Origin of the sequence: Leptotrichia sp. oral taxon 215 str. W9775 (genome assembly GCF_000469505.1) — a bacterium.
Lineage (GTDB): Bacteria > Fusobacteriota > Fusobacteriia > Fusobacteriales > Leptotrichiaceae > Leptotrichia_A.
Window position 1 is genome coordinate 1 of sequence record NZ_KI272859.1, and the last position, 12,715, is coordinate 12,715.

The window sequence follows — 12,715 nt, forward strand, 5'->3', positions numbered from 1 at the left end:
TAAGCTTTTTAAGGTTGTCGAATTTTTTTATCCCGTAAGATAGCCTCTTTATTATTTTTATCTTGTTATTTTTTTCACCCCACATATATTATAGAGCCCAGAATTTAAGGCGTAAAAGAACAAATCAGATATAATATTGCTGACATATAGTTTAAAAATGAAGGAGTGAATATATTATGGACAAAGAAGCTCTGTTAATAATATTCTTTAATACATTCTAGAATTAATTTGATAAATTTATACCAAAAATTAAAATGAATCAAAATTTGAGGTAATTATGAGCTTTAGAATTGAAATGGAATGAATAATTTATTATCAGATGTTAGCTCAGTCCAAAAAATACTTTGGTTAATGATAATAAAAAATAGACCCGATAAAAGCCTATTGATACCCCTAAGGGTAGAGGTCTGATGATTAAAACAAATTGTAACTGATTAAAATAAAAATCAGTACAACTATTATTTTAAGCATAGCAGTACCTCCTGAAATATAGTTTAGGTTATTGGGTAACCCAAAAAATTATAACAAAAAAGACTGAAATAATCCAGCCTTTTTTATCCCAATTTATTTAACTATATTTCAGTTTACCCTTTTAGGGTCTACCTTAAGGTATTTTCATTATATCAAATTATTATAGTTTATGCAAATCTATTTTTATCCCATAAGATAACCTTTTTTATGATATATGATTTTTGCCAAAGGAAAAACAAATGGCATATATTATTAAAACAAGGTATAATTAAAATAAAATAAAGAGTAAAATAAAGAAACGGAGTTGGATTAAGATGATGAGAAGACTAATGACAATAGGGATGATGCTACTGATGTTAAGTTCATGCTACTATTTTAATCAGGTTGTGGATGACATAAGAGAGTCGAATGCAATGGAGAGAAGTAGAAAAAAAGATGGAGGAGGAGCATATGAAAATGATAAATATAAGGAAGGAGTATATAAAGCCATAGATGATATAGCAAAAAGACCTGTAAATAAGAAGGTACAGTTTGAAGGAATTGAATTAATTATCCCGGAGAATACGGCAATAAATAATGATACATGGACATTACTGGATTTAAAAACAGGCTATGGATTGCCTATAAGTTTTTCTAATGAAGGCGAATGTTTAAAGAAAACGATAAAAGGTAAAGTTTACGGCCTATCATATAATGATTATATTTCAGGAGTAAAAGAGATAGGTAAAAAAATAGAGAAAGCAAATGGCTTTGTAAATACATGTAAATAAAATAACCAAAATAAAAGCACATCTGATGGAAGATATTCCAAGTCAAATGTGCTTTTGGATTAATAATTCTAGCTTTTAGAATGAATTTTTCCATGTGAAACTGATAAATCATGATTCCTATCTATGTCTTTTAATATTTCTCTTCATGATTTCGTTATTATACAGTTTCTTAAAATAAATAACGGTCAGTATACCACCAACTACTTCTGCTACAGGGAAAGATAGCCAGACACCGTTTATTCCAATTATTCCTGCCAGAAGGTATGACAGCGGAAGTATGACAACCAGCTGACGTATAAGGGATATAATAAGGCTAAACATACCCTTGCCTAAAGCCTGGAAAGTTCCGCTTGAAACGACGGAAAAAGGAGCAAGAAGGAATGCAAAACTTATTATTCTAAGGGCAGGAATTCCGATTGCAAGCATATTATCTGAAGCATCAAATATTTTAAGCATTTCAGCAGGTAATGTCTGACAAAGTATAAATCCAATGAACATAATGCTGAAGGCATACACGTTTGCCAGTTTTACAGTTTGAAGAAGCCTTTTTATCTTTCCTGCACCATAATTGTATGAAACAATGGATACAACGGAGTTATTTAATCCAAAGACAGGCAGGATAACAAAACTCTGCAGTTTAAAGTAAACTCCCAGAACAGCTGTTGCTGTTGTAGAGAATGAAGCCAGGAGGTTGTTCAGCTGGAATATCAGGAATGAAGCTGCCGACTGCATAATTATGGACGGGAATCCAATTTCGTATATATTTATAATAGTTTTAAGATTTACTGCAAATTTTTTTATTGCAAAACGTACTTCATGATTTTTCTTAATATTGAAGTATAATGCCATAAGCATTGAAACTGTCTGTCCTAAAATAGTTGCAACGGCTGCTCCGACTATTCCCATTTTTGGAAATCCTAGAAGTCCAAAAATAAAAATTGGATCAAATATAATGTTTATAATTGCTCCTGTACTTTGGGTAATCATGGTATAAAAGGTTTTTCCTGATGCTATAAGCATTCTTTCAAATGTAATTTCCATAATAATTGAAAAAGCGAAGATGGAGCATAGGCTTAAATACTGTATTCCGTATTCTTCAATAATTCCCGAAGCCTTCTGGAATTGAAAATAGAATTTTATAAAAAATATTCCAAAAATAACAAACAGAATAGAGTTTAAAATTCCGAGAAATATACCATTGTGTACAATTCTTGTTACTCCCTTTTCATCCTTTGCTCCTAAATACCTTGCAATTAGTGCAGTAATCCCCACTCCTACACCTGTACCTGCTGAAATCATAAGATTCTGTGCAGGAAAAGACATTGAAACGGCAGTAAGCGCCTCTTCATTTATTCTTGATACAAAAAGACTGTCCACTATATTGTAAAAAGCCTGTACGAACATTGATGTAATAAGGGGCAGTGACATATTGATTATAAGTTTGTTAATGGGCATGGTTCCCATTTTGTTTTCTTTTATAACTGTTTCTTTTTCTTTATTCATTATCAATTCTCCTTTCCTTTTCTATTCAAAATAAAAATAATACGGCACATGGCTGTATTATCTCTTCAGTATAAATATTATAACAGAATTTATCCTATTTTTAAAGAAAAGAATTTTTAAAGGAAAATTATTATTGCATTTACAGTTATAATGAAAGTATAATGTAGTTAATTGTAAATAAAACTTGCAGGGAGATGATTTTATGAAAAAAATGAATGAAAATGAACTTAATATGAAAAAATTTTATGACACAATAGCTGATAAATATGACTATATATTTCCTTTATCTCCTATGCAGAAAAAATTTCTGGATGAGGAAGTGAAAGGTAAAAAGATACTTGATGTGGGAGCTGCCACAGGAAAACTTACTGAATACCTTTCAGGGAAAGGCTTTCAGGTACATTCAATTGATATTAATGAAAGGCTTATAAATAAAGCTGTCCAGAAAGGCATTTCTGTTGTAAATATGAATATGCTGGACATTGATAAGCTGGAAAAGTTTGATACGATAATAAACATTGGGAATACACTTCCCCACTTAAATAATAACGAAGAAATATATGAGTTTCTGGAGAAGTCCTATCATCAGCTTAATAATGGAGGTAAGATAATAATTCAGATTATAAATTTTTCTAAATTTGTAAAAAAGAAGGATGAAAATAATTTTCTGGGGACACTTCCTCTAATAGAAAATGAAAATGTAAAATTTGAGAGATTTTATTACCTGAATGAAGAAGGAAATATTATTTTTAAAACAATTTTAGACAATGAAATAAAAAATGAGGAAGTCCTTTTAAATATTAATTATAATGAGTTAAAAGGTTATTTTGAAAAAATCGGATTTAAAAATATAAAGACATATGGCGGGTTTGACAAATCGGTATTTGATATTGATAAATCAACTCCGCTTGTAATGACAGGGGAGAAATAAGGATATAGAATTAAAAGTATTGACATACGTATCTATAACACGTATAATATAAAAGAGGGGGAAATTATGTCTAAAGCAAAATCTTATAGGGAAGTTGTTAAAATAATGAAAAGAAATGGTTGGGAGCTAGATCACACAACAGGCTCTCATCAAATTTATGTAAAAAATGGTAAAATTTGTCCTGTAAAATGTACTAAAAAAGATATACCTTCAGGGACATTAACTAATATAGAACGAATTACAGGACTTAAATTTTAATAGAGGAGATTGACTATGAAAAATAGAATTTTTTATCCATGTGTAATAAAAAAGGAAAAAGATATTTATTATGCAAATTTTGTAGATTTTGAATCATGTTTTACTGACGGAGAAACATTGGAGGAAGTTGTTAATAATGCTAAAGATGTATTATCTGGAGTTTTACTTGTTATGGCAAAAAAGAATGTTCCTTTTCCAGAAATAGCAGAAAACACTCTAAAGCTGAGCAGTGAAGAATTTTTAATGTATATAGATGTATGGCTTCCACCTATTTTAGAAAAAGCTGAAAATCAGTCTGTGAAAAAAACATTGACTATTCCAAAATGGCTAAATGATGAAGCTGAAAAACATTCCTTGAATTTTTCAAGTATTCTTCAGACTGCATTGAAGGAAACGTTAGGAATATAATAATTGAAACTATTAGGAGAAAGAAATGACACTACAGCAGTTAAGATATGTGGTTACAGTCGCAGAAAAAGGAACTCTGAGTGATGCGGCAAAGGAACTGTTTATTTCACAGCCAGCATTGACTAAGGCAATAAGGGAACTGGAAGATGAAATGAATATATCAATTTTCAACAGGACAAATAAAGGAGTGATAGTTTCCCATGAAGGTGACAGGTTTCTCGGGTATGCAAGACAGGTTCTGGAGCAGACAGATTTGCTGGAGGAACAGTACAAAAAAGGAAACAATATAACAAGAAGATTTTCTGTATCTACCCAGCATTATTCCTTTGCCGTAAATGCCTTTGTAGATGTAATCAAGAAGTTTGGGGAAAACAAATACGATTTTACATTGCGTGAAACTCAGACAAATGAAATTATAGAAGATGTAAGCAAAAGGAAAAGTGAAATAGGCATCCTGTATACTTCGGGAGCAAATAAAATTGTAATTGAGAAGATGATAAAGAGAAACGGTCTGAAATTTACAGAATTATTTACAGCAAAACCTCATGTATTCATCAGTTCCAATCATCCTCTTGCAAAGAAAAAGATTATAAATCTGGAGGATTTGAAAGACTATCCTTATCTGTCTTTTGAGCAGGGAGATTATAATTCCTTCTATTTTTCAGAAGAAATATTAAGTACAATTGACAGAGATAAAAACATAAAGGTGCGGGACAGGGCAACATTGTTTAATCTTGCAATCGGACTTGACGGATATACGGTAAGTACCGGAATAATCAATAAGGAGCTAAATGGGGAAAATATTATTGCCAGACCTCTTAAAGTAAATGAGTATATAAAAGTAGGGATTATAACACAGAAAAATATTGAACTGAGTATCTATGCAAAGGTTTATGTGGAAGCTTTGAAGGAGCATTTGAAATATACGGAAATACTGTAATTTAATATTTTTAGCATTTTAATTAATCTTTTGAATTTGATTTTATTATAAAATAATTTTAAGATAGAAATATGGGAGCTGATAACAGTGAAAAAAATTGTTATATTTTTAATGTTGATATTTGGTATGAATGTAATGGCTCTTTTTGTACCTTGTGCAAAAGGAGATACAAAGTGTGTAATTCGAGGTTTTAAAGTAAATGGAGAGATAATTAATGAAGATGGAAGCCAAGATATAGAATACATTGTACATTTTATTAATAATTTTGCAGAAAGTGGATCAATTGAAATTATTGGACATGCAGATTCTAGTGGAACAAAAAGGCATAATTTGAAATTATCAATAATAAGGGCAGAAAATGCTGCAAAAATGTTAAGAGAGTTTGGATTGAATGAAAAATTTATAATTAATAAAATTACAGGAGAAGGAGAAAATTTTCCGATAGATACTAATGCGACAGTTAATGGAAGATATAATAATAGGAGAGTTGAAATTTTTATTGAAAACATTAAATTTAAGGAACAGGTAAAATAGTTAACAGGAGTACATTAATCTATATTCAAAATTTTTATGCTTATGGATATAAATAAAAGTTATATCAAACTGAAAAATAAATGTATTTTACAGAAATCACATATTTGTATATAATTGCTTCATAAAATAAATAGAAAATAAGGGAGATAAATTATGAAAACAGCAATTATAGGATATCCAAGGATCGGGGAAAATAGGGAATTAAAATTTGCGATAGAGAAGTATTGGAAAAATGAAATTACAGAAAATGAACTTCTAAAAATAGCTGAGGAGATTAGAAGAAATCAATGGTTAAAACAGAAGGAAGAAAAAATTTCATTTATTCCGGGAAATACATTTTCATTTTATGACGGAATACTGGATACAATAATCCTGTTAAATGCAATTCCAAAGCATTATAGAGATTTAGGATTAAATGAACTGAATACATATTTTGCAATTGCGAGAGGTTATCAGGGGGAAAAAGGGGATGTAAAAGCTCTTTCAATGAGAAAATGGTATAATACAAACTATCATTATATGGTGCCTGAATTAGATGATTATGCAAAAATTAAATTAAATGCAGATAAGATATTTAGTGAGCTCGAGGAAGCTGAAAAATTAGGAGTAAACACTCATCCGTCAGTGATTGGACCATTTACATTTTATAAATTGGCTAAAACAACGGGAAATAAAGATAAAAGAGAATATTTAGGTAATATCATAAATGCCTATGTAGAATTATTGGAAAAATGTAATGAAAAAAATATAGAATGGGTTCAAATTGAAGAGCCGCAGTTGGTAACAGATCAGACAGAGGAAGATATAAAGCTATTTGAAGAAGTTTATACAGAAATTTTAAAAAATAAGAAAGATGTAAAAGTTCTGCTTCAGACATATTTCGGAGATGTGAGGGATTGCTATGGAACAATAATAGAACTCGATTTCGATGGAATAGGGCTTGATTTTACTGAAGGAAGAAAAACAGAAAAATTAATAGCTGAAAACGGATTTCCAAAAGATAAAGTTTTATTTGCAGGAGTTGTAAATGGGAAAAATATTTGGAAATGTGATTACAGAAAAGTTTTAAATATTCTGAATAACTTAAAGGGAAAAGCTGAAAACATAGTAGTGACAACTTCCTGTTCATTGCTTCATGTACCTTATACTTTAAGAAATGAAGAAAAATTATCAGAAAATATACTGAAACATTTTTCTTTTGCTGAAGAAAAATTAGGAGAATTGAGGGAATTAGGTGAATTAAGTCAAATTTTGTCAGAAAATTCTCTGGAAAAGACACAGGAAAATGAATTTTATATAAAAAATCAGGAAATCATAACTTCTAAAAGGGGCATGGAAGACAAGGAAGTCAGAGATAAAGTTGAAAAATTGACAGATAATGATTTTGTAAGAAAAGGTACAAGAAAGGAAAGACAGAGAATACAAAGAGAAAAGCTGAATATTCCTTTGCTTGCAACAACGACAATAGGTTCTTTCCCTCAGACAAAGGAAGTGAAACTGAATAGAAGTAAGTTTAGAAAAAATGAAATTAACAAGGAAGAATATGATAAAAATGTATTTAACTTCATAAAAGAATGTGTTAAGTTACAGGAAAAAATTGGACTGGATGTACTTGTACATGGAGAATATGAAAGAAATGACATGGTTGAATTTTTCGGAGAAAATTTGGCAGGATATGTATTTACAGAAAAAGCCTGGGTTCAGTCTTATGGAACAAGATGTGTAAAACCGCCAATAATTTTTGGAGATGTAAAAAGAACAAAACCAATTTCAGTCTTGTATTCTGAATATGCCCAGAAATTAACTGAAAAGCCAGTTAAAGGGATGCTTACAGGGCCTGTAACGATACTGAACTGGTCATTCCCAAGGGAGGATGTGTCATTAAGCGAGATGGCATTCCAGATTGGACTTGCTATACGTGAAGAGGTACTTGATCTGGAAAAGGCAGGAATAAGAATAATACAGATAGATGAAGCTGCACTCAGGGAAAAGCTTCCTTTAAAAAAGGAAGACTGGCATAAGGAATATCTTGACTGGGGATTAAAGGCATTCAGGCTTTGTCATAGTGGAGTAAAGGAGGATACGCAGATTCATACACATATGTGTTATAGCCAGTTTGAGGATATAATAAAAGATATCGATAATATGGATGCTGATGTTATAACATTTGAAGCTTCAAGATCAAAACTGACAATTCTTGATTTCTTAAAAGAAAATAATTTTGAAACAGAAGTAGGTCCTGGAGTTTATGATATTCATTCCCCTAGAGTACCTTCAGTTGAAGAAATTGTAATAGCTTTAGACAGAATGATTGAAAAAATTGGAAAAGATAAATTGTGGGTAAATCCAGACTGTGGATTAAAGACAAGAGGAATTGTAGAAACTGTAAAAAGTCTGGAAAATCTTGTGAAAGCTACAGAAATTGTGAAAAGTAGATTATAAAAATATTATTAAAAAAGTAAAAAATGTAAAAAAGCAAAAATATAATAAATTTATAAATAAAGGAGATGATAAATATGTGTACAGTAAATGCACCACATAGACATGATACAGTAGGAAGTTTTTTGAGGACTGAAAGACTGAAAAAAGCAAGAAAAGATTTTGAAGAAGGAAATATAAATGGGGAAGAATTAACAAAAATTGAAGATGAGGAAATAAAGAAAATTGTAGATAAACAGATTGAACTTGGGTATACGAGTGTAACTGATGGGGAATTCAGACGTAGTTACTGGCATCTGGATTTTTTCTGGGGATTTAATGGAATAGGACATATTCATGCTGACAAAGGATATGAATTTAATGGAGTAATTACTCGTGATGATACAGCAATTGTTACAGGGAAAATTAGTGGTGAAAATCATCCGTTTGTAAAGCATTATACATTTTTAAGGGATCTGGTAAAAGATAAAGAAAATGTTGAAGCAAGGCTTACAATACCTGCACCTGCACAGTTTTACGCTGAGCTTGTAAGAGAGGATAAGCATGTGGAGGCATTGCTAAAGGCTTATCCGGATTTCAAAGAACTGGAAGATGATATTGTAAATGCCTATAAGACTGTTATAAATGATTTATATAAAGAAGGTCTTAGAACATTACAGATTGATGACTGTACATGGGGATGTCTTGTAGATGATAACTTTATTGAGTCATTTATTGAAAAAAGTGACAGGAATAAGGAAGTAATCAGACGTGAATTTGCAGAAAAATTTTTAAATATAAACAACAGGGTATTTCAGGATAATCAGGAAGATTTAGTGATAAATACACATGTATGTCGTGGTAATTACGATTCAACATGGTTTGGTCAAGGAGGATATGACAAGATTGCCGATGAACTTTTTGGTAAAGAAGATGTAAATGCCTATTATTTGGAATTTGATACAGAAAGAGCAGGAACTTTTGAATCGCTGGCAAAGGTGTCAGGAGACAAGAAAGTTGTTCTGGGGCTTATAACTTCCAAAAATCCAACATTGGAAGAAAAGGAGACAGTAATTTCACGTATAAAGGAAGCTTCAAAATATATTCCGTTGGACAGACTGTACTTAAGTCCTCAATGTGGATTTGCCTCAACTGAAGAAGGAAATAGACTTACTGAAGAACAGCAATGGGCAAAACTTAGATTCATTAAGGAAATTGCAGATGAAGTATGGGGAAGCTAGTAAAAAATAACTGATATAAAAAGGAAGAGTAGAAAAATTGTTTTCTGCCCTTCCTTTTATTGTAAAATTTAAGTTAATGTGAGATTACTCAACGCATTAAAGAAAAGCTAAAAATTTAATGTGTAATGCTGAGTCCGATCATTCATTGATGTACCGTGCCATTTTTTACCTTTCCTAATAAACATTGCTTTTTAAAAATATGTAGGGTATACTATTTACGTAGTTTTATTAAAGAAATAAATAATGGAGAAGAGATATGGCTAAAGACACGATACAGGAGCTGAAAAATATACAGCAGCTGAAAACAAGAAAAAGAAATATATTTTTAATTTTCTTATGTCTATTAACGGGAATGATAGCAGGAGGGATTGTTGTCCTTTATACAGTGCTGCTTGAAAAATCCTCACATCTGAGAAATTCATTTTTTGCAGAAATAACCCCTTTAAAAATGATAACGGGACTGGCAATTTTTATACTTCTGGGACTGGCAGTAGAATTTATGCTGGCAAAGTATCCGTTAATTGGTGGAAGCGGAATACCGCAAGTAAGTGGACTTTTACAGAAAAAGATAGAGTTTAACTGGGTTCCCGAACTGTTAACTAAATTTTTTGGAGGAGTTTTTGCAATAGGAACTGGAATGTCAATGGGAAGGGAAGGGCCTTCCATTCATCTTGGAGCCCTAGTAGGAGAAGGGATAAGAAAAATTTTTAAAGTATCAGAAGTGGAGGAAAAATACCTTGTTACATGTGGTGCAAGTGCAGGAATATCAGCCGCATTTAATGCTCCACTCGCAGGAACGGTATTTGCACTGGAGGAACTGCACAAATTCTTTTCACCGTTACTTCTGATATGTGTACTGGTGGCAAGTGGAGGAGCTAACTATATTTTAAGGCTTATTCTAGGTTCAGAAACAACCTTTCAGTATAATTTTATTCTGCCTAAAACAGCATCTCCGATATTTACGTTAATAATAACAGTGATATTTGCACTGGTTATAACAATTTCAGGAAAAGCATTTTCATTTTTTCTTGTATTTTTTCAGAAAAAATATAAGAATATAAAGATAAACAGATATTTAAGAGTATCAATTTTTATGGTTATACCATTTCTTATAGCAGTATTTTTTAAAGATGTTACCGGTGGAGGGCATCTGCTCATAGTCCGTATGTTCAAGGAAAGTGCTCCTCTGAAAATACTTGTACTGATACTGTTCCTTAAGTTTTTTTACACAATGTTATGCTACGGGACAGGATTCCCGGGAGGAATATTCTTTCCAATGCTTGTTATTGGAGCATTAGTAGGGAAAATATACGGAGAGGTGCTACATACATATTTTTCATTACCTGAGGAATTTATAGTACATTTTATGCTGCTTGGAATGGCTGCATATTTTACAGCAGTAGTAAGGGCACCGATAACGGGGATTATTCTTATTCTGGAAATGACAGGGAATTTCTCCTATCTGTTTATGCTGATTATTGTAGTTACAATGACTTACGTTTTAACGGAATTGTTTAAAATGGAACCTATTTATGAAACATTATTTGAAAATATGTTTGCAGGTAAAAAAGCTGAGACAGGAAATTCCGGAGAAGAAAGCAGGATTGTAACGCTGCTTATCCATGTAGGAATGAATTCGGAATTTGAAAACAAGAAAATAAAGGAACTGAAACTGCCAAAGACATTGCTTATAGTAAGTGTGAGGGCAAATGGAAAGGAAACTATTCCTGATGGAGAAACAGTTCTTAAGAGTGGAAATCAGCTTGTAATAATAACTACATACAAGACAGCAAGTGAATATGCATCGAAGTTAAAAGATGATGCAGCAAGGATAGTTTAAAAAATTTTGGAGAGAAAATATGATTTGGGAAAATAACTAAAAAATTATGTCAGGAGAAAAATGATAAAGAAATGGAAAACTTTTTTAGTGAAGGGGTTATCCCTCATATTTTGGATAATATTATGGCAGATTATTGCCGGTAAAATAAATCAGGAGCTGCTTCTGGCATCTCCTCTGGCTGTACTGAAGCAGACTGTGGTATCTGCTTTTGAACGGAACTTCTGGGAAAGGATATTTTTTTCCTATTTTCACATAATGGCAGGTTTTTTCATTGCAATATTTACAGGAATTGTACTTGCAGTGCTGTCGTATAATTTTAAGGCAGTAAAGATACTTCTTCATCCGATTATTACTTCCATAAGGTCAGTACCTACTGCAGCTGTGATAATACTGTTTCTCATATGGACAGATGTTAAAAATCTTTCCATCCTTGTTTCGGTATTTATGACACTTCCTATAATTTATGTGAGTATTCTCAAGGGATTGGAAGAAGTGGATAAAAATCTTCTTGAAATGGCAAAGGTTTTCAGGATAACGGCATTAAAAAAGATAATTTACATTTATATATCCCAGATATTACCCTATTTTGAATCAGGAGGACTCAATGCCCTCGGAATAGCATGGAAATCAGGGATTGCGGCGGAAGTAATAGGAATTCCGACAGGTTCGATAGGAGAAGTACTATACGAGTCAAAAGTCTATCTGAATACAGTAAACCTCTTTTCATGGGCGATTGTGATTATTATACTGGGATTTATAAGCGAAAAGGTTTTTGTATATCTTATAAAACTTTGCGTAAGAAAGATAGAGGGAAGATAGTATGATTAGAATAAGAAATCTTTCAAAGAAATATGGAGAGAATGTAATTTTTAAAGACAGGTCATTTGACCTTGAGGAAAGAAAAACAACGGCAATTATGGGAAAATCAGGACTTGGAAAAACAACTCTTCTGAGAATACTGATGGGTCTTGAAAAGTATGATGCAGGCAGTATTGAAGGAATGGAAAACAAGAAAATAAGTGCAGTCTTTCAGGAGGACAGACTCTGCGAAAATCTGCCGGCAGTGACAAATGTTGCCATCGTATGTGAAAAGAATGTTACTTTGCAGGAAATACGAAAGGAACTGGAAAATATAGGACTTTCAGGGAGTACAGAAAAGCCTGTTAAGGAACTGAGCGGTGGAATGAAAAGACGGGTGGCAATAATAAGGAGCATTATGGCTGATTCGGATATTGTAATATTTGATGAGCCTTTTAAGGGACTGGATGTGGAAACCAGAAAAACTGTCATTGAGTATCTGAAGGAAAAATTAAAGGATAGAACAGTAATAATGGTTACACATGATATAGATGAAGCGTTGGCATTAAACTGCAAAATAATAAACTTAAAATAAGGAAGGTG

General features: G+C 31.9%; 12 protein-coding genes. 11 read left to right on the top strand and 1 reads right to left on the bottom strand.

Translation table 11 applies throughout. The features are described 5' to 3' along the window. Nucleotides 1-785 precede the first annotated feature (785 nt). Nucleotides 786-1,241, top strand: a complete 456-nt coding sequence (locus HMPREF1984_RS06800; protein WP_021767211.1) for a hypothetical protein — start codon at nucleotides 786-788, stop codon at nucleotides 1,239-1,241. A gap of 117 nt (nucleotides 1,242-1,358) precedes the next feature. Here the strand turns inward: HMPREF1984_RS06800 and HMPREF1984_RS06805 are convergent, their stop codons facing one another. After that, entirely contained in the window at nucleotides 1,359-2,744 is a 1,386-nt protein-coding gene (locus HMPREF1984_RS06805) for an MATE family efflux transporter (protein WP_021767212.1), read from the bottom strand. Between the two features lie 202 nt (nucleotides 2,745-2,946). Between HMPREF1984_RS06805 and HMPREF1984_RS06810 the strand changes: the two genes are divergently transcribed. The 10 genes from HMPREF1984_RS06810 to HMPREF1984_RS06855 all read left to right on the top strand — a co-directional run bounded on the left by HMPREF1984_RS06810 (nucleotide 2,947) and on the right by HMPREF1984_RS06855 (nucleotide 12,707). Beyond that, a complete protein-coding gene (locus HMPREF1984_RS06810; RefSeq protein WP_232219692.1) occupies nucleotides 2,947-3,675 on the top strand; it encodes a bifunctional 2-polyprenyl-6-hydroxyphenol methylase/3-demethylubiquinol 3-O-methyltransferase UbiG in 729 nt (242 codons plus the stop codon). A 66-nt stretch (nucleotides 3,676-3,741) separates the two neighbouring features. After that, nucleotides 3,742-3,933: a type II toxin-antitoxin system HicA family toxin gene (locus HMPREF1984_RS06815; protein WP_021767214.1), complete on the top strand. Its 192-nt coding sequence runs from the start codon at nucleotides 3,742-3,744 to the stop codon at nucleotides 3,931-3,933. Between the two features lie 15 nt (nucleotides 3,934-3,948). Next, nucleotides 3,949-4,341, top strand: coding sequence for a type II toxin-antitoxin system HicB family antitoxin (locus HMPREF1984_RS06820; RefSeq protein ID WP_021767215.1), 393 nt, complete (start codon nucleotides 3,949-3,951; stop codon nucleotides 4,339-4,341). 25 nt (nucleotides 4,342-4,366) lie between these two features. After that, nucleotides 4,367-5,281 carry a LysR family transcriptional regulator gene (locus tag HMPREF1984_RS06825; protein ID WP_021767216.1) on the top strand — a complete coding sequence of 305 codons (915 nt, stop codon included), beginning with the start codon at nucleotides 4,367-4,369 and terminating at the stop codon, nucleotides 5,279-5,281. 87 nt (nucleotides 5,282-5,368) lie between these two features. Beyond that, nucleotides 5,369-5,815 (top strand): OmpA family protein, encoded by a 447-nt coding sequence (locus tag HMPREF1984_RS06830; protein WP_021767217.1) that lies wholly within the window; start codon nucleotides 5,369-5,371, stop codon nucleotides 5,813-5,815. A 153-nt stretch (nucleotides 5,816-5,968) separates the two neighbouring features. Continuing rightward, nucleotides 5,969-8,257 (top strand): 5-methyltetrahydropteroyltriglutamate--homocysteine S-methyltransferase, encoded by a 2,289-nt coding sequence (gene metE, locus HMPREF1984_RS06835; RefSeq protein WP_021767218.1) that lies wholly within the window; start codon nucleotides 5,969-5,971, stop codon nucleotides 8,255-8,257. 74 nt (nucleotides 8,258-8,331) lie between these two features. Further along, on the top strand, nucleotides 8,332-9,474 hold the full coding sequence (locus HMPREF1984_RS06840; protein ID WP_021767219.1) for a 5-methyltetrahydropteroyltriglutamate--homocysteine S-methyltransferase: 1,143 nt from the start codon (nucleotides 8,332-8,334) through the stop codon (nucleotides 9,472-9,474). Nucleotides 9,475-9,730: 256 nt separating this feature from the next. Then, nucleotides 9,731-11,314 (top strand): ClC family H(+)/Cl(-) exchange transporter, encoded by a 1,584-nt coding sequence (locus tag HMPREF1984_RS06845; RefSeq protein WP_021767220.1) that lies wholly within the window; start codon nucleotides 9,731-9,733, stop codon nucleotides 11,312-11,314. 60 nt (nucleotides 11,315-11,374) lie between these two features. Next, nucleotides 11,375-12,133, top strand: a complete 759-nt coding sequence (locus HMPREF1984_RS06850; protein ID WP_021767221.1) for an ABC transporter permease — start codon at nucleotides 11,375-11,377, stop codon at nucleotides 12,131-12,133. A 1-nt stretch (nucleotide 12,134) separates the two neighbouring features. After that, nucleotides 12,135-12,707 carry an ATP-binding cassette domain-containing protein gene (locus tag HMPREF1984_RS06855; protein WP_021767222.1) on the top strand — a complete coding sequence of 191 codons (573 nt, stop codon included), beginning with the start codon at nucleotides 12,135-12,137 and terminating at the stop codon, nucleotides 12,705-12,707. Nucleotides 12,708-12,715 lie beyond the last annotated feature (8 nt).